This is a genomic window from [Zimmermannella] faecalis ATCC 13722, from assembly GCF_000381765.1.
GTDB classification, from domain to species: domain Bacteria; phylum Actinomycetota; class Actinomycetes; order Actinomycetales; family Microbacteriaceae; genus Gulosibacter; species Gulosibacter faecalis.
Genome location: NZ_KB907074.1, coordinates 55,912 through 74,560, shown reverse-complemented (window position 1 = coordinate 74,560; position 18,649 = coordinate 55,912). Strand labels below are relative to the sequence as shown.

The 18,649-nt window shown below is 69.5% G+C and carries 18 protein-coding genes; 2 read left to right on the top strand and 16 right to left on the bottom strand.

All coding sequences use genetic code 11. The features are described from left to right. Nucleotides 1-20 precede the first annotated feature (20 nt). The 5 genes from G328_RS0100345 to G328_RS0100325 all read right to left on the bottom strand — a co-directional run bounded on the left by G328_RS0100345 (nt 21) and on the right by G328_RS0100325 (nt 3,570). Nucleotides 21-1,433, bottom strand: coding sequence for an HNH endonuclease signature motif containing protein (locus tag G328_RS0100345; protein ID WP_019617350.1), 1,413 nt, complete (start codon nt 1,431-1,433; stop codon nt 21-23). Between the two features lie 200 nt (nt 1,434-1,633). Continuing rightward, a complete protein-coding gene (locus G328_RS0100340; protein WP_019617349.1) occupies nt 1,634-2,155 on the bottom strand; it encodes a dihydrofolate reductase family protein in 522 nt (173 codons plus the stop codon). An 8-nt stretch (nt 2,156-2,163) separates the two neighbouring features. Further along, nucleotides 2,164-2,541: a DUF3052 family protein gene (locus G328_RS0100335; protein ID WP_019617348.1), complete on the bottom strand. Its 378-nt coding sequence runs from the start codon at nt 2,539-2,541 to the stop codon at nt 2,164-2,166. Between the two features lie 51 nt (nt 2,542-2,592). Next, on the bottom strand, nt 2,593-2,991 hold the full coding sequence (locus G328_RS0100330) for a polyketide cyclase (protein WP_026339531.1): 399 nt from the start codon (nt 2,989-2,991) through the stop codon (nt 2,593-2,595). Between the two features lie 63 nt (nt 2,992-3,054). Beyond that, complete coding sequence (locus G328_RS0100325; RefSeq protein WP_019617346.1) at nt 3,055-3,570, bottom strand: hypothetical protein; 516 nt, start codon at nt 3,568-3,570, stop codon at nt 3,055-3,057. A 177-nt stretch (nt 3,571-3,747) separates the two neighbouring features. Here G328_RS0100325 and G328_RS0100320 point away from each other — a divergent pair, with 177 nt between their 5' ends. After that, nucleotides 3,748-5,037: a hypothetical protein gene (locus G328_RS0100320; RefSeq protein WP_154651487.1), complete on the top strand. Its 1,290-nt coding sequence runs from the start codon at nt 3,748-3,750 to the stop codon at nt 5,035-5,037. Here the strand turns inward: G328_RS0100320 and G328_RS13510 are convergent. The 9 genes from G328_RS13510 to G328_RS0100275 form a co-directional block, all read right to left on the bottom strand. After that, entirely contained in the window at nt 5,034-6,338 is a 1,305-nt protein-coding gene (locus G328_RS13510) for an amidase (RefSeq protein ID WP_187325712.1), read from the bottom strand. The genes G328_RS0100320 and G328_RS13510 overlap by 4 nt on opposite strands. Before the next feature lie 26 nt (nt 6,339-6,364). Then, nucleotides 6,365-7,033 (bottom strand): metal-dependent transcriptional regulator, encoded by a 669-nt coding sequence (locus tag G328_RS0100310; protein WP_019617343.1) that lies wholly within the window; start codon nt 7,031-7,033, stop codon nt 6,365-6,367. After that, complete coding sequence (locus G328_RS0100305; RefSeq protein WP_222828622.1) at nt 7,030-8,397, bottom strand: sodium:proton exchanger; 1,368 nt, start codon at nt 8,395-8,397, stop codon at nt 7,030-7,032. Before G328_RS0100305 ends, G328_RS0100310 begins: the two co-directional genes overlap by 4 nt. 361 nt (nt 8,398-8,758) lie before the next feature. After that, nucleotides 8,759-9,535 (bottom strand): L-threonylcarbamoyladenylate synthase, encoded by a 777-nt coding sequence (locus tag G328_RS0100300; RefSeq protein WP_019617341.1) that lies wholly within the window; start codon nt 9,533-9,535, stop codon nt 8,759-8,761. A 143-nt stretch (nt 9,536-9,678) separates the two neighbouring features. Then, the gene (locus G328_RS0100295; protein WP_019617340.1) at nt 9,679-10,722 is read right to left on the bottom strand and encodes a hemolysin family protein; all 1,044 of its coding nucleotides are present in this window, start codon (nt 10,720-10,722) and stop codon (nt 9,679-9,681) included. Further along, a complete protein-coding gene (locus tag G328_RS0100290) occupies nt 10,719-12,131 on the bottom strand; it encodes a hemolysin family protein (protein WP_019617339.1) in 1,413 nt (470 codons plus the stop codon). Before G328_RS0100290 ends, G328_RS0100295 begins: the two co-directional genes overlap by 4 nt. A 157-nt stretch (nt 12,132-12,288) precedes the next feature. Then, on the bottom strand, nt 12,289-14,505 hold the full coding sequence (locus G328_RS0100285) for a hypothetical protein (RefSeq protein ID WP_019617338.1): 2,217 nt from the start codon (nt 14,503-14,505) through the stop codon (nt 12,289-12,291). A gap of 7 nt (nt 14,506-14,512) precedes the next feature. Then, the gene (locus tag G328_RS13505; protein WP_019617337.1) at nt 14,513-16,339 is read right to left on the bottom strand and encodes an HSP90 family protein; all 1,827 of its coding nucleotides are present in this window, start codon (nt 16,337-16,339) and stop codon (nt 14,513-14,515) included. A 107-nt stretch (nt 16,340-16,446) separates the two neighbouring features. Next, nucleotides 16,447-17,277, bottom strand: a complete 831-nt coding sequence (locus G328_RS0100275; RefSeq protein WP_235619830.1) for an endo alpha-1,4 polygalactosaminidase — start codon at nt 17,275-17,277, stop codon at nt 16,447-16,449. Between the two features lie 77 nt (nt 17,278-17,354). On the opposite strand from G328_RS0100275, the gene G328_RS0100270 reads away from it, so the two are divergent. Next, a complete protein-coding gene (locus G328_RS0100270; protein ID WP_019617335.1) occupies nt 17,355-17,726 on the top strand; it encodes a DUF2568 domain-containing protein in 372 nt (123 codons plus the stop codon). A 12-nt stretch (nt 17,727-17,738) separates the two neighbouring features. Here G328_RS0100270 and G328_RS0100265 read toward each other — a convergent pair whose 3' ends face one another. Both G328_RS0100265 and G328_RS0100260 read right to left on the bottom strand, forming a co-directional pair. Further along, nucleotides 17,739-18,044, bottom strand: a complete 306-nt coding sequence (locus tag G328_RS0100265; protein ID WP_019617334.1) for a transcriptional regulator — start codon at nt 18,042-18,044, stop codon at nt 17,739-17,741. Next, nucleotides 18,037-18,504 carry a hypothetical protein gene (locus G328_RS0100260; protein WP_019617333.1) on the bottom strand — a complete coding sequence of 156 codons (468 nt, stop codon included), beginning with the start codon at nt 18,502-18,504 and terminating at the stop codon, nt 18,037-18,039. Before G328_RS0100260 ends, G328_RS0100265 begins: the two co-directional genes overlap by 8 nt. Nucleotides 18,505-18,649: the final 145 nt, after the last annotated feature.

Below are 18,649 nucleotides of genomic sequence, written 5' to 3'. Positions count from 1 at the left end.
GGCGACATGCGGATGGGTCGCTAGAACGGCGGCGGATCATCACGCCCCACGAATCTCGGGCCCGGTGGCCCGGGCACCATCTCGATCACCTGGCCGAACGGCGATATCCACGCGAATCTGCCTCCGCCGAGGTTGCGCAGTCGCCACGGCGTCGCGTGTTTCCCGAGATGGTGGCGTTTACAGAGTGGCCCGAGGTTGTCGGGGTCGGTTTTCCCACCCGCCGCGCGGGGCTCCGTGTGGTCGAGCTCGCAGATTCGCGCGGGGCGCGAGCATCCCGGGAACACGCACGTCATGTCGCGGGCGCGGATCATGCGCCGCAGCGACGCGGGCGGTTCGTAGATGTCGGCGGTGATGACGTGGCCCGAGATCGGGTGGGTGAGGATGCGCTGCAGCTGCGCGTCGGCTGCGAACTCGCGTGCCTCGCGGGCGCTCATTGGCGAGAGCCCGTTGAGCATCGCGACGTCGCCGCGCTGGAACGCGTTGCTGTTGCGGCACGCGGTCGCGAGCCCGGGGTCGAGCAGCTGCAGGATCGGCACGACGACCTGCACGGATGCGCGCACGCGCCGCGCTCCCTCGCTCGGCGAGTTGAGGATCGACTCGGGCGTGGCCGTGAGGAGCGTTTCGACAAACACGTCGGCCGTAATTTGGTCGACAGTGCGTGGGTCGGCCTCGAAGTCCGGATCGTCGCGCCGCTCGCGAGCCTCGGCCAGGTGGTCGGCGCGGAGTGCCTTTGCCTGTTGCCGCATGAGGTCGTCGATCGCCGCCGCCTGCCCCGCGGGAAGGTACGCCGTTAGCCAGGCCATGCCGTGCTCGCCCGGTTGCACCGTGACGTGCCGCCGTGCGAACTCTCGCTCGTGGGCCCGTTCGAACTCGTCGCGGGTCAGCTTCGCCGCGAGCTGTTCGGCCTTGCGATGGGTCTGCGGCACGGTGTGCGTCTTCGCGTAGTCGAACAGCGTGCGGCCGTACTCGTCGAGCCGTTCCTCGGGCAGCGCACCGTGGTGTTGCACGAGGGGTCGCAGCTGCTCGGCGAATATCTCGCCCGCCTCGAGCGCCTCATACCAGTACGGGAACTTCGTGCACACCGTGTATGCATCATCGATCTTTCGCAGCACCGACGCCTCGGTGAGCCGGCGCGACACCGCGAAGTCGGCGGCGAGGGCGCGCAGGTTAAGCCGGAACGTCTGTTCTCGGCTCGTGTGCGGCGGGCGCGACTCGGCTTCGAGCTCCGTGCGGCGCTGGGCGGCCGCATAGAGGAATGCGAACGTGCGTACCTCGGCGGCCTGGAGTCGCGCGAGTGTGGGCCCCGCATCCTGCCAGGCGCCGTGCACGGCCACGAGCTGCGCCTGCAGTTCGTCGCGAGGCGGCTCGGGGGTCTCGCCGATGAGCCTCGGGTCGGTTTCGTGGTCGTGTTCGTGGTCGTCGTGGTCGTGCATCGGTCACCTCCTCGCCGAATCGCCTCGCGCATCCGGTGTGGCTGCGCGATTGGCCTCGTGAATTCAGTTGACCACGAGCCTCCGACATCGATTCGTGCACGCCTTCGGCCAGCGGTCGCGACACCCCTTCGGGCGCCTCAGAGAAGTGCGCCACGAGCCTCCGACATCGCGACCGACATCACTGCAGACGCGCAAACCCGTCAGCGAATAACGCGATACCGACCACAGAGAAATGCCCGGTTACGTGCAACATCGACGAGCTCGAGTTCAAGTTCGCGCGGCAGCACCGGCGACCCAGCGCCGAGCGTAACGGGCGCGTACTGCAGCCACACCTCGTCGAGCAGACCCGCGTCGGCGAACTGCCCCGCAAGGTCTCCGCCACCGACGATCCAGAGGTCGCGTCCCGACGCCGCCGCGGTCATGTCTGCGTACACCTCGCGCACGTCGCCCGAGGTGAAACGTACGTCGGCGCCGGCGGGAGGCGCAAGGTCGCGGTGGGTGAACACCCACGTCGGCTGCGCGTATGACCAGACGGGGTCGTGCGCGCGCACCCACTCGTACGTCGTCGCACCCATCGCGAGCGCGCCGATGTCGGCCACGAACCCCGGGTACGCCATCGGCCCCTCGTCGTCGAAGTCTTGTTTGAGTAGCCAGTCGAGCGAGTGCTCGGGCGTCGCGATGAAACCGTCGAGGCTCGTCGCTGTGTAATAGTGCGTCGTCATGGTGCGACCTAGTCGAGGCGTTTGAAGCGCACGCTCGACCAGGTGTCGTCGAGCGAGATGTTCCCGTTGAGGGTCCACCCGACCTCCTGCGCGCGCTCCCAGATGCGGTCGCGGTTGATGTCGGAACGATTGCCCTTCGGATACCCGACCCAGATCGCGCGCGGCATGTGGAGCTTTGGAAACTCGTCGCGCAGCAGCCCGTCGAGTTCTTCGCGGTCGCGGGCGAACATGACGACGACCCCGTCGGTGTCTCCCTCGATGCCAACGAGTTGCGTCACACCCTCCGGCAGTGGATCGAGCAGGGCGCGCTGCTCGGGCGTCGACGGCCCGAACACGAGTTCGCTGTGTGGTTTGACCTGCAGTTTCTCGGCGACGGTGCGTGGCATGGGTGACCTCCCTGTCAACGGCCTCGTGCGGTTGAGTCTACGCAGGGCGGATCACGCGCTCTCGAGTAAATCGCGCAGCCGCGCGAGGTCGGCCGCAACTGCGGCGCAGTCACGCGCGTAGGCCTCATCGGTGACGCCCGCCTCTCGAGCGACCGTGAATACGATCTCGCTGCCGCCGTCGCGCGCGGTCACTCGCAGCGGGTTGCGGGTGACGCTGCCGTCGGGAAACACGACGTCGTGGTCGAGCACGCCGTCGGCGACGTCGCCCACGAAGCGCACCTCGACCTCGCCCGTTGGCGAGTCTGTGAGCCAGCGGCCGTCCTCGTTCCGGATGCCTAAGCTCAACCCTGCCGCCCACTTCGGCAGGTTCGCCGGATCGCCCGCGAATGCGGCAACTGCGCCCGGCATGGCGCGAATGGTCTGGGAGATGCGTCGTGCGTCTGGTGACATGGCGCAAGTAGAACAGACGTCTCCGACAGCCGGATGCGCGCCCGAGCACGTGTGCGTGCCCGGCTACTCGCGAAGCAGCATGATGCCGGTCTGCGAGTTCCAGATGCGGTCTTCGTCCGGGTAGTCACTCTCCGGGAAGTTCTCATCGGGAATGTCGAGTTCGATGCCGGCCGCGCAGTACGACCCGAATGGCGCGTCGCCCTGCGAGATCGGTACGCACCCCTCGCTCGTCGGCTCCAGGAGTTCGAGATTCACCGACGGATCGCCGTTGTCGTAGGTCGACGACGGCCACTCGATCGTGACGCAGCCGATGGCGACGGGGCTGTCGGGCGCCGCGCACCAACGGCCGTTCACGTCGGCGGGCGTGACTTCGCCGGCGTCACCCGTTTCCGTCTCGGTCGGCGTCGCGTCTGGCGCGGGCTCCGCAGTCTGCGCCGGCGTCTGCTCGGGCTGCTCGGTTTCGACCGCCGGCTGCGTGCCGTCAACGATCGGGTCTTCTGATTCGGCTTGGCACCCAGTGAGGACCAGCGCGACGGCGGCGGCGATGGCAAGAATTCGGATGCGGTGGTGATTCGTCATGACTGAGCTCCCCCTCTGCGGCATGAACGACCTGCGCTCGACCCTACGACTCGTTGTTCGCCGACAACAGGCACAGCGCATAACGATCCAGTTCGCGCGACGAGAGCCATGTCGCAGGCTCGCGCTAGCGTTCGCCGCACCCACGTAAGCAGCCTTGGGAAGGATGCGACCATGCCCATGAATCCCGTCGAACACCTCGAAACCCTGCTCACCAACCTCTGCACGAACACTCGCCCCGACGCCGCGCACCTCACGCTCCCAGGAGGCCGGGTCGGCATTAAGTTTGCCGACCAGCCGACCCTCACGAGAACTGTCGGCCCGTCGCGCGTCCGGCGCCTTTTGGAACTCGCTGATCCGCTGGGAGACACCGGGCACACGTGGCGTGTGCCACCCGAACGAATCGAGCTCATCAAACAGTGGCAGCCGCGCGTCGCCGATGTGTTGCCCGACGCCCGCATGCTGCTCGGAATGCCATCGACCGCGCATCTGGATGCGCACCTCGACGGTCTGCTCGTGCACGGGCCGGGGCCGGTCACGCTCGCCACCGACCACATCAATCGTCCTGACGCGGTCGGACGGCTGCTGGTGCAGCTCGATTCCTCCCACGTCGGTGGCTATTTCGAGGTTGAGCTCGACAAGACCTATGACCGGCCCTGGCAAGCCTGCGCCCATCGACTCGACGATGAGCTGGGCGTCTCCGATGTGACCCATGGCCATCTTCTGCACCTCAGCTTCGTGCTCACGTCGAACGAACCGGTCTATGGTGCCGCCGACCGAATCGATGACCTCGCCGCACTCCTCACGCGCAACATCCCTGCGAAGCGCCCGCAGCAGCACTGGGGCGCCCGCACCTCGTCTCCAGAACCAGTCGCGCTACTCCTGAGCGACGACTACTCCGACTTGGAGCTCCTCGACGGAACTCTTCGTGCGACCGACGAGACGCTCGTCCGAACGGTGTGCGCCGCCGCGTCCAAGGCGGGATACGCGTGGGCCTACGCCGGCGGCCGGTTGCGAGCCACAGACAGCGGCTACTACTACTCCCCGGAACCGGTGCCGAACACGTTCCGCGTCAATTGGTGGAACGACGCCGAGTGCCCCGGTCCTGTCGACCTGACGCTGAGGCGCAACCGCCTTTTGGACCCGCAGCGTCTCATCGAGGCCGACTACGAAGCGCTGAAGACGCGACCAAAGCACGAACCCTACTGGGATGAGCCGAACGACTATGCCTCCCGAACGGCACTGCTCCTCTGGCCGCACGAGGTGAGTGACGAGCTTCGCGCCAGTTTGAGGCCGAGCTGGGCGGTTGATTCAGCACTCGCCGCGCTGAAGTCGAGGGGCGTGACAAGGGCGAAGCAACTCCTGAGTCACGTCGCCGACTACCTGGCCGACAAAGACCGGGCGCGCGCAGAAAACTCGGACTACTCGCGTCGACAACGGGCGACGGCATCGACCGACCCGGTGTTCTAGCCGCCGAGCGCCGCCGCGGCGCGCAGCAGGAACGCGTCGCGGCCGGGCCGTGCGGCGAGATGTACCGACTGCGGCAGGTCGCAGCCGTCGACCCACATCGGCAAGGCGATGCCCGGCCAGCCGAGCACGTTCCAGATGACCGTGACCGACGAGAGCTCTCGGCTCGGGCCCGGGTCGGTGAACCGCGGCGCGAGCACGGGTGAGGTCGGGGCGATGAGCACGTCGGTATCGGCGAACTCGGCCTCAAATGCCTCGCGCACGCGTGCGATCTCGGCCTGCCCGGCCGCGTACTCGGCGTCGGTGATGTCGGCACCCGAGCGCACCTTGTCGAGAATCTCGGGCTGGAACCGCTCAGGGGCCGTACGGACCCGCTCCTCGTGCAGGTCGTAGGCCTCGCGCGAGCGCACGATGCGGTAGAGCTCGGCAAAGTCAACATCACGGCCGTCGACTTGCGGCAGCCGCGCCGGGGTTGCCCCGAGCATCCTGACCGCCGTGTCGTGGGGCACGCCCGCGGGCGCGTCGACCACGGTCGCGCGCAGGTCGCCGAGGGCGAGAAACGTCGGTGCCGCCTCGTCGGCGCCGCCTGCGGCACCGAGCACGCCAATCGCGTCAAGCACGAGGCGTGAATCGTCAATGCCGGCCGTCAGCAGCCCGAGCGTGTCGAACGATTCCGAAAGGGGGAACGCACCGGCAGCATCGATGAGCCCGAGCGTCGGTTTGAACCCGACCACGCCGCAGAGTGCCGCCGGCAGGCGAACCGAACCGGCCGTATCTGACCCCACCGCGAACGGCACGATGCCGAGGACGACCGCGGCCGCCGAGCCCGAGCTGGAGCCGCCCGGTACGCGCTCGGGGTCGTGCGGGTTGGGCACGGCACCGAACGCGCCGACGTCGCCGCGGATGCCGTACGAGAACTCCTGCGCGTTCGTCTTGCCAATGAGCACGGTGCCCGCCTCGCGCAGGCGCCGCACGATATCGGCGTCGGTCGTGGGCACGTCGTCGCGGAAGAACTCCGACGCCATCGTCGTGCGCAGCCCGGCCGTCGCAATGACGTCTTTCACCGCGGTCGGCACGCCGTCGATCGCGCTCCGGGGCGTGCCCGCGGCCCGGCGGGCGTCGGCCTCAGCTGCGGCGCCCAGGGCCCCGGCATCGTCGATCGTGATGAACGCGCCGTCGGCCGCGTGCGCCCGGCGCAGCGCCTCGGTCACGAGCTCGACCGAGGTCACCTCACCCGCCGCGAGCTGCCGCGCGACCTCGACCGTGCTAACCACATCCGACCCAGCCACTCCGAACCCAGCCACGCGTCTCCCTTTCGCTTTTCGCGGGCTCACGACCCCCACACGGCATTCGCCGCGACGATCGCGAGCTGCACCTCGTCGTCTTGCACTCGCAACCGTAGCGCCCCGGCGAACTCGTTGCGTGCAACCACGTGCACGCGCGCGCCGGGCACGATGCCAAGCTCCTCGAGATACCGCAGCAGGGCAGGCTCGTGGTCGGAGACGCGCACGATGGTCACGTCGCTCCCCTGCGCGAACTCGCTCAACCGGTCGGCACGGGGACGATCGAGCCGCCCCGCCTTATCGGGGATCGGGTCGCCGTGCGGATCGTGGTCGGGGAACCCGAGCAGGTCATCGATGCGGTCGAGCAGCCGCTCCGACACCGCGTGCTCGAGGTGCTCGGCCTCGTCGTGCACTTCGTCCCACCCGAACCCGAACTGTTCGACGAGCAGCGTCTCGATGAGCCGGTGGCGCCGCACCATCTGCAGCGCAATAACCCGGCCGTCGTCGGTGAGCGTCGCCGAGCCGTACGGCTCGTGCAGAATGAGCCCGCGCCGCGCGAGGCGGTTGAGCGCGCCCGACACCGACGACGGCACCGTGCCCGTCGCGGCGACGAGCTCGGCCGGGGTCGCGCCCCGCCCATCCCATTCCTCGGCCTTCCAAATCAGCCGCAGGTAGTCCTCTTCAACCCGACTGCTGCCCGTCTGCACCGCTTTCACGCATCCATTCTGGCCGACGCCCGCGACGCACGGCCCGAATCTTCAGAGCCTGGGCTGGTACCGGCAACGGGCAGCGGCCCTCCCGCATCCGCGACCCCCGCACCACCACGCGCGAACGGTGCCCGCAGCGTCGCCACGATGTCGCGTCGGTGCACGACGAGCAGCAGTGCGGCGACCGCCAGCTGCACGAGCGAGAGCACGTAGCGCCCCTCGGTGTCGGTGATGAAGAACTGCAGCGCAAAGATCGCGGCGAGCGCGATCGCCGACCACCGGTGGAACCGCAGCCCGACGATGATCGCGACGCCCATGACGGTCTGCGCGCCGGTGAGCACGAACTCTTCGATCTGCCGAGCGTCGAGTTCGAGCGCGCCGCCGCCACCGCCGAGCCAGTGCGCGACCGGCAGCGAGCCGACGAGCAGGCTCCACTGGTTGATCTTTGAAGCGATGAGCGTACCGATCGCGGCCGCACCCATGCCGCGCAGCGCGAACAGCACCGCGACGATGAACTCCGGCGCCTCCGAGGCGAGCGGCGCGAGCCACTGCACGAGGAAGTACGGGTCGAACCCGAGCGCGGTACCAGACTCGACGAGGCTCGTCGCGAACGGCTCGGCCGACAGCAGGATGATCGCGGCCGCACCCACGAACAGCGACGTGAACGTGATGCGGCGCGCCCGCTGCGGCAGGTCTGCGATTCGCTTCGCGGTGCCGACAAACTCTTCTTCGCGCTCGTCGTCTTGCTGGCCCGACCGCCAGAGGTACACGACAAACGCGCCAATGAGCACGAGCCCGAACCAGATCGGAATCTCGCCGAGCAACGGAATCGCGAACGCGAGCACCGCGAGCAGCGCGAGGAACCCGACGTCGAAGCGCGCCGTCTCGGGCAGGTTGAGCGTGTGCGTCTTCGCGGCACGGCGGGCCCGGAGCGCGCGATTCGCGACCCAGATCGCGATGAGCACGACGAGCGGCCAGCCGAACCCGAGCAGCAACCGGTTTGAGCCGGTCATGTTCGCGGCGGCGTAGTGGAGGAACTCCGGGTCAGACCCCGACCGGAACGCGTAGAACAGGTCGACCGCATATTCGGGAAGCACCGCGATGAGCGCGAGGATCGCGATCGCGAGCCCACCCGAAATGTCCTTCTGCGCCGCCTCGGCTGCCCAGGCGAGCACGAACGATGCGGCGACGACGGCCGCGCCAAACACGAGCGCGTCAACGACGGGATGCACCGACAGACCGGCGAGGCGGAAGACGATCGCGGGCAGCGCGATCGCGAGGCACACCGCGAGCCGGCCGACGAGCCCCATCGGCAGGCCACGGCGCGCGGACGTGGGTGTGGCGGGCGTGGGCGCGGTTCGCGTGGTGGACATGCGGGGCTCCTCGGTCGGTCACGGCCGACGCACACGCGATGCGGATGCACTTCGGCCAGGGAATGGCCGAAGGTCTCGCTCGCCCCGTGGCGGGGTGGCGCGCCGGGTGCCCGAGGCACCAGTGTGTCGACGACGTCGCAAACCCGCGGACGCGGGCGGGAACTACTCCCCTTCGATGCCCCCTACCCTTCCAAGCCGTGCGCCGGGCGTACATCGAAAAGCGAATGTTCGTGCGCACGAAATCACCGATGACGGCCGCCGGAAAACGACGACGTCCCGGGCTCGGAGCGGTACGCATCCACGCGTATCCGCCCCGAAACCCGGGACGCGAGCTAGGCCGTCGGCCTAGAAGGCCCTGCGCCTAGTAGTACATGCCCTGGCGGTAGTCCCAGCTGAGGAAGTGCTCGGCGAGGAGCTCCATGATCTCGGTGTTGTAGAGGCCGCGGCGAATGAGTACGGGCGCGGGCGACACGAGACGCTCGCCCTTCTGCTCGGGCACGAGGGTGCCGTCGGCGTCGACCATCGACACCATGACGCCCTGCTCGTAGCGGGTCTCAACGGTCTCGTTCGGCTGAATCGAGGCGACGTAGTCGTCGGCCTCGATCACGAGGTCGGCTTCGCCGTCGATCTGCTCGCCGATGCCCTCGACGAGGCCTCGATTGCCCTTGCCCGACGGGTTCGCCGAGCTCGCGAAGATGAGCTGCTTGTGGGTCTCCCACATGTAGCGGGCGAGGTTCTCGCCGGGCACGCCGAACTTCACGACGAAGCAGCTCGTGCCGCGCGCGTCCATGACGAGCTCTTCGGCGCCCTCGGGGATGTACTTCTTGCCCTCTTCCGACCACGGCAGAATGCAGCCGAGCAGAATGTCGCCGTTCCAGTGCGCTTCGTAGAACGCGTCGATCTCGGGGTTGAGCTGCGCGAGCGTGCGCAGCTCGTCGAGCGAGCCGCAGAGCACGACCGCGGGCTTGTTGCGCTTGCGGTTCTTCGCCGCAAACTTGCGCTCGAGGCCCGCGAGGTCGGTCGTCGCGACGATGTAGCCAACCTTCGTCGGGCTCACCACCATGCCGCCGCCGGCCTCGAGGATCTCGACCGCCTCGGGCTGAACCTCACCGTTCCAGCGAACGTGCTTCGCAACCATCAACCTGCTCCTTCTCCCGGGGCCGCCGGGAATCGTCTCGTGGGTGTGCCGCGCGCCCGAGCGGGCCCGCAAAACGCATACCAACCAAACTTAGCCGGGTTCGGGGCGGCGGCGCCACATCGACGCCCCGCCCCGGGCCCCGGTTAGCCGCGCCGCGTGGCGTCCTGCACCTCGCCGATGAGCTCCTCGACGATGTCTTCGAGGAACAGCGCACCCGTCAACCGGCCCTGCGCGTCGGCGACGCGCGCGATGTGCGTGCCGCGGGCGCGGATCTCGCCGAGCGCCTGCTCGAGCTCGGCGTCGGCGCGCACGGTGACGAGGGGGCGGATGCGGTCGGCCGGGATCGGCGCATCGACCGCCTCGGGCGCGGTGAGGTCGAGCACGTCTTTGAGGTGCACGTACGAGGTCGGCACCCCGGCCGTGTCGGCGAGCACGTAGCGCGAGTAGCCGCGCTCGGCGACGGCGCGCTGCACGTTACGGGGCGTCGCCCCGACGGGCAGCAGCACGAGGGCGGCGAGCGGAACCTCGACGTCGGCGACGCGCTTCTCGGTGAACTCGAACGCGGCGACGACGGTGCCCGAGTCGTCGACGAGGGTGCCCTCGCGGGTCGACTCTTCGACGATCGTCGCGACCTGGTCGATCGTGTACGCGCTCGTCGCCTCGTCCTTCGGCTCGACGCGGCACAGCCGCAGAAAGCCGTTGGCGATCCAGTTGAGCAGCGTGATGAGCGGGCGCACGATGCGGCTCACGAGCACGAGCGGCGGCGCCAGGATGAGCGCGGCGCGGTCGGGCACCGAGAACGCGATGTTCTTCGGCACCATCTCGCCGAACACGACGTGGAGGAACGTGACGAGCAGCAGCGCGACGACGAACGCGACGATCGTGACGACGTCGGCGGTGAGCCCGGTCCAGCCGAGGGCGCCCTCGAGCAGGTGGTGAATCGCGGGCTCCGAGACGTTGAGAATCACGAGCGAGCACACGGTGATGCCGAGCTGGCTCGTCGCGAGCATGAGCGTCGCGTGTTCCATCGCCCAGAGCGTGGTTTTCGCCGCGCGGTTGCCCTGCGCGGCGCGGGGCTCGATCTGCGAGCGGCGGGCTGAGATCACCGCGAACTCGGCGCCCACGAAGAACGCGTTGACGATCAACAGCACGAACAGCCAGATGATGCCGGGGAGGTACTCGCTCATCGGGTTTCCTCCTCGTGTTCGTGGCGGTCGGCTCTCGTGGCGTGCTCGCCGAAGTCGTCGAGCAGGCGTTCGCGGGTGCCGCCGGCGAAGGCGGGGTCGGTGTCGCGGTCGCGCGGCAGGTAGCGCAGGCGGTCGATGCGCGGGCCGACCATGCGCTCGACGCGCAGGCGCCCGTGTTCGGTCTCGACGTCATCACCGACCGAAGGGATGCGCCCGAGTGTCTCGAGCACGAAGCCCGCGACGGTCTCGTAGTCGTCGCTCTCGGGCACGCGCACGCCGGCGCGCTCCCAGAGCTCGTCGGGGCGGAGGGCCGCGCTGAAGAGAATCGTCTCGGTGCCGCGGCTTACGCCGTCGTGCGCGGGGGCCGGGGCGTCGTGCTCGTCGCGGAGTTCGCCGACGAGCTCTTCGACGAGGTCTTCGAGCGTGACGATGCCGGCGGTGCCGCCGTGCTCGTCGACGACGACCGCGATCTGATAGCCGCGGCCGCGGAGGGTGCCGAGCAGCTGGCCGACGCCGGCCGACTCGGGCACGAGCAGGGGCGGCGTCGCGATGCTCGCGGCGGCGGTCGTGTCGCGGTCTTCGAAGGGCACGCCGTACGCGGCCTTCACGTGCACGATGCCGAGGATGTCGTCACTGTCGCGGCCGGCGAGCGGGAAGCGCGAGTGGCCCGTGCGCTCGGCCTCGGCCACCACATCCGCCGCCGTCGCGTCGCCCGCGAGCGCGAGCATGCGCACGCGCGGGGTCATGACCGACTCGGCGGTGCGCTCCGAGAACGTCAGCGTGCGGTGGAGCATGGCGGCGTCATCGTGGTCGAGCGTGCCCTGGAGCGCCGAGCGGCGAATGAGAAAGCTCAGCTCTTCGGCACTGCGGGCGCCCGAGAGTTCTTCTTTCGGCTCGATGCCGACCGCGCGGATCACCGCGTTCGCCGTGCCGTTGAACAGCAGCACGACGGGTTTGAAGAACCAGGTGAAGCCGATCTGCAGCGGCGCGACGATCTTCGCGGTCGCGAGCGGCACGGCGAGGGCGAAGTTCTTCGGGATCAGCTCGCCGAAGATCATCGAGAACAGTGTCGCGATGACGATCGCGACAATCGCGCCGACCGCCGCCGCGCCGCCGCCCGTGACGCCGAGCGAGGCGAGCGGGTCGCGCAGCAGCGAGCTGATCGCGGGCTCGAACGTGTACCCGGCGAGCAGGGTCGTGAGCGTGATGCCGAGCTGCGCCGATGAGAGGTGGGTCGACGTGACGCGCAGCGCGTTGATGGTCGGCGTCAGGCGCTTCTCGCCGCGGCTGCGGCGGCGCTCGAGGTCGGGCCGGTCAAGGTTGACGAGGGAGAACTCGGATGCGACGAAGACGCCGGTTCCGAGGGTGAGGAGCACGCCGGCGAGGATGCCCCAGAGTTCGGTGTTCATCGCTCACCCCGCTGATTCGTCCGCTGTGACGGTGGTGGGGTGAGCTTCGGACTATGCCCGGGAGAATCTTCCATGCGCATATCTTACGAATACGCAATTGACGCGAAGCTGCGTATCCGGTGGGCCGGATACGCAGCTTCGCGTCGTCGCAGCGTCGCTAGGCGTTGCCGAGCCAGCGGCCGCGCAGCATCGTGCTCTGGTACGTGTTGCCGTTGCGGGCGTCGAGCTCGCTCGCGATGCTGAGCACCTCGGCGCGCAGCGAGTCCGCGCGCTCAGGGTCAATTTGGTAGCCGCCGAGGGCGCGGGCGATGACCGCGTAGGTCGCGAGTTCTTCCTTCACGCCGTTGTCGATGTTCGACTCGACCGCGTCGATCGCCCACGAGCGCGCCTCGGGGTGCTGGAGCAGGCTCTCGAGCAGCACCCAGCCGGGCACGTTGCCGAACGACTCGACGTCGCGGTCGATCGACTCGAGCTCGTCGAGCACGTCGCGGCTGATGTCCTGTTCGCCGCGCAGGAACCACGCGGTCCACGCGAGCGCGGCGCGCTGCTGCTCGGGGTTCGTGGTCTCGTCGAACACGGCCCGCGCGAGCGTCGCCGCGTACTGCGGCGCGTACGGCTCGGCCAGGCGCACGAGCTGCAGCAGCGACTCGTACTGATCGGTGTCGTCGCGTTCGGCCTCGGCGCGGGTCGTCACCTCGCCAGCGAGCGTCTGCAGTCGGGCGGCATCGCCGAGGTACGAGGCGACGACCGCCTGCGCGACCGCGAGGTGCACGGTCGGTGCGTCGAGGCGCTCGCGCAGCTCGTGTTCGACGTACATGAGCTGCGAGATCCGATCAAGCGAGATCTTCGGCTCGCACATCCCGAGCTCGACGATGGTCGGATACACGGCAAACGACGAGTCGAGCAGGCCCTGCTGCACGGTGGCGTGGGTGCGGCTGAGTTCCTCTTGCGCGACGGCGTAGTGCTCGACCGCGCCGACAAAGTCGCCGTGCGTGCCCGCGTAGAGCGCGCGGAATAGGCGGGCCCCGAACGTCGCCGACGTGAGGTGAACGTCGTTTGCACGCGCGTAGATTTCCTCGGTGAGGGCGTCAGCCTCCTCGCTCGAGGCCGCCTCGATGATCGCCATCGGCCGCGTGCTCACCTCAACGAAGCGGTCCTTCAGCGCGATGGGCGAGTCTTCGAGGGTCACGCCGTCGGCGTGACGCGGGAACCAGCCGGCCTTGAGAATCGCGAGGGCACGCTCCTCGGGGTCGTCCCAGACCTCGGCGTCGTCGAGCACGGCGGGCCGCGGACCCTCGGGCAGACCGGCGAACCAGAACTCGGTGACCTCGCGGGTCGACACGTCGCTGCCCGACCGCTCGTCGCTTCGGCGGGCGCCCTCGAGCGCGACGGCCCTGAGCAGCTCCCCTTCTTCGCCCTCGGGCTCGGCGAGCAGGCGCGTGCGGGCCGCGGCCGCGACGTTGCTCCAGTCGGAGCCGTCGTACAGCAGCTGCGAGAGGGTCCAGTCGGCGCCGGCCTGCGCGTCCTCGGGGAAGGCCTCGAGCGCCGTGAGCGCGTCGTCGACGACGATGTTGCGAATCATCCAGTCGCCGCCGAACTGCTCGCGAAGTTCGCCGCCGATCGTCGCGGCAACGTCGCGGCGGCCGACGCGCGCATAGAGCAGTGCGAGGCGAGCGCGCAGCCCGGCCAGCTCGTCGACCTCGGGATGGTTCGGGTCAAGCGGGCCGGGGCGAACACCGAGCCGTGCGAACCGCTCCTCGAGCAGCTGAAGCGCGCGGGCCGGGTCGACGCGCATGACGATCGCGGTCTCGATCTGCGTCGTCGGAAGGTAGTCGAGCGTCCAGCCCTCACTGCCGGCCGCGTGCCACCGGTCGAGCCAGTCGAAGGTCGCCGTGGCGTCGCCCTTCTCGGCGGCAAGCACCGCTTGCGCCAGCCAGATGTCGGCGAGGTTCAGCCCGCGGGCCTTCGTCGTCTCCTCGACGAGGCCGATGACCCGCTCGATGCGCTCGAGCGGCACCCTCGGGTCGTCGACGAGCGTGTCGGCGAGCGAGCTCACGGAGCCGAGGAACCGCTCGAGGTTCTCGGGGTGAATGTGGTCGCCGTAGCGCGCGATGATCTGCATGAGGCGTGCGTAGGCTTCGAGCGCCTCGTTCGGCAGGCCGCCGAGCAGGTACGTCGTGTACTGGCCGAAGCGGGCGCTCGCCGCGAGGTGCGGCACGCCCTCGGCCTCACAGTCGGCCGCCTGCTGCTCCCAGGCCTCGATCTTGCCGAGGTCCTCCGGCATATCCCAGATCTCGGAGCTGCGGTCGATGAGGGCGCTGACTCGCTCGGCCTGTTCGCCCTCGAGATTCTTCACTTCGTCATAGCGGATCATGCTGGTCTCAGCTCTCTTCGTGGGTCGGGTTCTCGGGAGTGGTTGCGTGCGCTTGCTGCGCGGGGCTGGCGGATGCGGCGAGCAGAATCGACTGCAGGGCGCCAGCGAGCGTGTGCTGCTGCTCGGGTTCGAGGCGCAGGCCGCCCTGGAGCAGGCTCATGAGGTGGAGCGCGCGCACGGCCTCGTCGCGGGTGTCGGGTGCGAGCCCGCCGTCGAGTGCGCGCACGGCCGGGGCGCGGAGGTTGAGCACGAGCTTTGCGCGACGGTCGGGTTTCGGCTTCGCCGTGGTCGACAGCAGGTCGGCCCACGGGTCGTCGACGGCGTCGTCAAAGGTGAACGCGTCGAGCTTGCCGGGCACGTGCAGCACCATGAGCGAGTCGGGCCGGAACGACCGCACCTCGACGGCGATCGCCTCGAGGTCGAGCACGCGCTCGGTTGCGACCCGGATGCGCTCCGCGAGTTCGCGATCGGCCTCGGCCGGGGCGGGCAGGTCGTCGAGCACGCGCTCGAGGTTGAACGGGGACAGCGAGACGCGGCTCTGCGCCTTGTCGTACGCGCGGAGCACCTTCGTGCCGTCGACGTAGCCGCCGTTCACGAGTATCCCGCCCTGCGCCGCAATGAGCGGGGCGTACGTGTTGAATTCACCGACGGTGGCGGCATAGGCGACGTGGCCGGGCAGCCGGGTAAACACGAGCGAGCCGGCGCTCGTCTCCCAGAGGTAGTGGCGGGCGACGAAGTCGAGCATGTCGGGGTCGGCGGCGGCCATCGAGAGCAGGCTCGCGGAGTGCGCCTCCATGAAGGCGGCGAACAGTTCGGGTGCGTTTTCCGATAGCGCCTCGAGCTGTGCGCGAATCTGGCGACCGATTTCGTCGCGCACGGTCTCGAGCGCCGTCGATTCCTGGAACGCCTCGCGCGAGGCGGTGAGCGCGAGGTCGCCCGAGTCGAGGGCGACGCGCACGAACGTCGCCCAGTCGGGCACGAGCTGCTTGTTCGCGTCGTCGACGAACATGCCGTGCGAGTAAACGATGTCACCGCCGCGCTTGCTGCTGCCGCTCGCCGACGGGGCGACGTACGCGACGCCGTTGACGCCATGCGTCACGCCCTCGAGCCGGAACATCACGAGCGGAGTGAACCCGAATTCGCGCTCGCACCACTCGCTCGCGCCGGCGCCGTCGAGCTCGTGCGGCAGGCGGCGCAGGCTCACGAGCTCGCTCGTCGCGGTGGGCGATTCGAAGAAGACGATCGGCACGTCGAGGTGTCGCGCGAAGCGTTCGGCGAGCACGCGCACGCGCCCGGGCGCGGTCCATTCCCACTCGTCGGGGCGGGCGTGCACGCAAACCTCGGAGCCGGGCTCGGCTAAGGGCTCGTCGGACGGGCGGACGGTGTAGGTGCCGTCGCCGTAACCGACCCACTGCATCGTCGGCGCGTTCGGGTCGCGGGCGCTGCGGCTGCGCACCTCGATCGCGTCACCGACGAGGAAGCACGAGAGCAGGCCGATGCCGAACTGGCCGAGGTAGTCGCGGCGCGCGGCGGCGAACTCGCGGCGCTTGCTCGAGGCGCCGATCGTGGCGAGCAGGCCGCGCGCCTCGTCTTCGGTGAGGCCAATGCCGTAGTCACGCACGACGATCGAGCGGCTCGCGTCGTCGACGAGCACCTCGATCGGTGCACGCTGCATGCCCTCGAAGGCGTTCGGCTCGACCCGCAGGCGCCCGATGACGGCGTCGCGGGCGTTCTGGAGCAGCTCGCGCACGTACACCCGCGGGCTCGAGTAGAGGTGATGCGAGAGGATCTCGACGATGCCGCGCAGGTCTACTTGGAAGTTTTCCTTCGTCACTCGGCCAAGACTACGGAGGCGACCTCGAAGGTTCGCCGCACATTGGCACGAATCCGCCCGCGGATGTACGGGGTTGCGCGCCGGGGCTTACTCACGGATGCAGGCGGTCACCCGCACGCGTCGTAGCGGTACCCGTCGTCGCCGGGCGTCACGAGGTCTCGATCGCGGAGGATCGTCCTCGCGGGCGCGTCGGCGCACGCCTCGACGAACGGCCGCGGGAGGTTGTCGACGTATTCGATGTTGAGCACGGCGTCGCCGTACGCGTCGGTGTAGGCCTCGCACTCGGCGTAGGCGGCGCACTCCTCGCTCACCGCGAAGTCGAAGCCCGCGTCGTCGCGCAGGCGCTCGGCGAACTCGGCGGCGTTCTTCTGACCGACCGCGAGCCCATGGGCGTGGGCGTCGGCGACGAGCACCGCCGCGAGCGCGGTCGCGTCGTCGACCGTGAAGGCGTCGCCCGAGCGGGTGAAGCTGTCGAGGTTGTCGAACTCGACGGCCGCGAATCCGTCGGCCGCGCAGTCGGCGGTCCAGTCGCCGAGTACGTCGGCAATCGCGTCACGGCGCTCGGGCGTCGAAAGGTCGAGCAGCACCTCGTCGGGCCAGTCGGGGTCGGTGACGGGCGCGCCGTCGGAGTCGTGCAGGAGCAGCTCGGCGGGCCAGTCGTCCTGCTCCCCCGGCTGCGTCTGGAACGCGTTGACGTAGCAAATCGAGTACGCGCCGGGCTCGGGCACGTCGGTGCGATCGCGCACGACGACCTCGACACCGTCGGGTGGCGCGTAGCCGCCGCCGAGCTGGTAGTCGAACGGGGCGCCGGCGGGGAACTCGGGGCGGGGCTCGACCGTGTCGCTCGGCGCACCCGCGCAGCCCGCGAGCACGAGCGCCGCGGCCACGCCACAGGCCGCCGCGATACCGTGCCCGCGCATCCGCGCTCGTCTCACCATGCGCTCACGGTACCCGCCCCACGGGGCGGCGTTTCGCCGCGCGTGGCACGGTGAGCGCAGAACGCGAGGAGGCGCCCATGCGCGACGACCAGCACGAGCGAGCGGAGCTCGGCGATTCGGGGAGCGCGAACCTCGCGCTGACGGTGCGGTTCTTGCTCGAGATCGGGCTGCTCGTCGCGGTCGCGATCGTCGTGGTGCAGCTCGTCGCCGGGTGGCTCGGCTGGGTGCTCGCGGCACTGCTCGTCGTCGCGGTCGCGACGCTGTGGGGCGTGTTCCTCTCGCCGAAGGCGCCGATTCGGCGGTCGCCGGGCGCGAAGCTCGCGCTCGAGGCGGCGCTGTTTCTTGCTGCGGGCATCGGGCTCGCGGTGATCGGGCACGCGGTCACCGCCGTGCTCGGGCTCGTGATCTGGGCGATCGACCGCATCGCGCTCGCCCGCCTCGGGCGGTAGGCCGGGCGCTGCCTAGTCGGCTGGCCCCGCAATGGCGCGCAGGGCGAGTACGTGCGCGTCGAACGCAGCACGGCCCTCGCGGGTGAGCGACACCCACATGACGCGCCGGGCGTCGCCGCGACCCGCCGAGGCGGCCTTCGTCGAGTCGACGTAGCCCGCCGCCGTGAGCACCTTGAGGTGCTTCGAGAGCGTCGCGTCGGCAACGTCGAGGGAGTCACGCAGCAGCGCAAAGTCGAGCCGATCGACGCGACGCAGCAGGCCGCAGATGCGCAGTCGCAATGGCGCGTGGATCGTCTCGTCGAAGCGCCCGTCAGCCACGGCGCAGGTGGTCGAGCGCCGACCGGTACGCGTATCCGGCAAGGAGGGTTGTGCTCGCGAACGCGACGAGGCTCGTGAGTACAACCACCCAGCCGGCACCGAGCGACACGAGCCCGAGCGAGACGCTGAACAGCGCGAGGGCGATCACGATGATGCCAACCGTCGCCCACGTGGCGCGTGCGCCCATGTTGCGAAAGCGCACGCCGAGTTCGCGCTGCACGAGGTGCGCGACGACGAACACGCCGACGAACGCGAGCCACGCCGAGGCCGGCGGCTCGTAGTTTGCGCCGGGCTGCGTCGTCGCGGCGGCGGCCACCCACCACGCGCTGAGCGCGCCGTAGGCCGCCATGAGTGGCCAGGGGATGCGCACCCGCGACGAGAGCCGGTCGCGGTCGTCGGCGAGGGCGTCGAGGGCGTCGGCCGCCTCGTTGCGGGCGGCATCTCCAGAGTGAGTTTCCATACCGGAAAGACTATGCAAGTCTTTCCGTCACGGCAAGTGACTTTCGGGTGACGCCCAGGTTCACGCGGTTGCCCAGCTTCGACCACTGCCGAATCCCGCGGCCACCGGCCCGTGTTCACCTCGCGCTTGCGAGCCGGTCACCCGA

What these genes read in the sequence shown, in the direction of transcription:
- G328_RS0100345 (WP_019617350.1), bottom strand. Translation starts at nt 1,433, where the DNA reads ATGCACGACCACGACGACCACGAACACGACCACGAAACCGACCCGAGG.
- G328_RS0100340 (WP_019617349.1), bottom strand. Translation starts at nt 2,155, where the DNA reads ATGACGACGCACTATTACACAGCGACGAGCCTCGACGGTTTCATCGCG.
- G328_RS0100335 (WP_019617348.1), bottom strand. Translation starts at nt 2,541, where the DNA reads ATGCCACGCACCGTCGCCGAGAAACTGCAGGTCAAACCACACAGCGAA.
- G328_RS0100330 (WP_026339531.1), bottom strand. Translation starts at nt 2,991, where the DNA reads ATGTCACCAGACGCACGACGCATCTCCCAGACCATTCGCGCCATGCCG.
- G328_RS0100325 (WP_019617346.1), bottom strand. Translation starts at nt 3,570, where the DNA reads ATGACGAATCACCACCGCATCCGAATTCTTGCCATCGCCGCCGCCGTC.
- G328_RS0100320 (WP_154651487.1), top strand. Translation starts at nt 3,748, where the DNA reads ATGAATCCCGTCGAACACCTCGAAACCCTGCTCACCAACCTCTGCACG.
- G328_RS0100305 (WP_222828622.1), bottom strand. Translation starts at nt 8,397, where the DNA reads ATGTCCACCACGCGAACCGCGCCCACGCCCGCCACACCCACGTCCGCG.
- G328_RS0100300 (WP_019617341.1), bottom strand. Translation starts at nt 9,535, where the DNA reads ATGGTTGCGAAGCACGTTCGCTGGAACGGTGAGGTTCAGCCCGAGGCG.
- G328_RS0100295 (WP_019617340.1), bottom strand. Translation starts at nt 10,722, where the DNA reads ATGAGCGAGTACCTCCCCGGCATCATCTGGCTGTTCGTGCTGTTGATC.
- G328_RS0100290 (WP_019617339.1), bottom strand. Translation starts at nt 12,131, where the DNA reads ATGAACACCGAACTCTGGGGCATCCTCGCCGGCGTGCTCCTCACCCTC.
- G328_RS0100285 (WP_019617338.1), bottom strand. Translation starts at nt 14,505, where the DNA reads ATGATCCGCTATGACGAAGTGAAGAATCTCGAGGGCGAACAGGCCGAG.
- G328_RS0100275 (WP_235619830.1), bottom strand. Translation starts at nt 17,277, where the DNA reads ATGGTGAGACGAGCGCGGATGCGCGGGCACGGTATCGCGGCGGCCTGT.
- G328_RS0100270 (WP_019617335.1), top strand. Translation starts at nt 17,355, where the DNA reads ATGCGCGACGACCAGCACGAGCGAGCGGAGCTCGGCGATTCGGGGAGC.
- G328_RS0100260 (WP_019617333.1), bottom strand. Translation starts at nt 18,504, where the DNA reads ATGGAAACTCACTCTGGAGATGCCGCCCGCAACGAGGCGGCCGACGCC.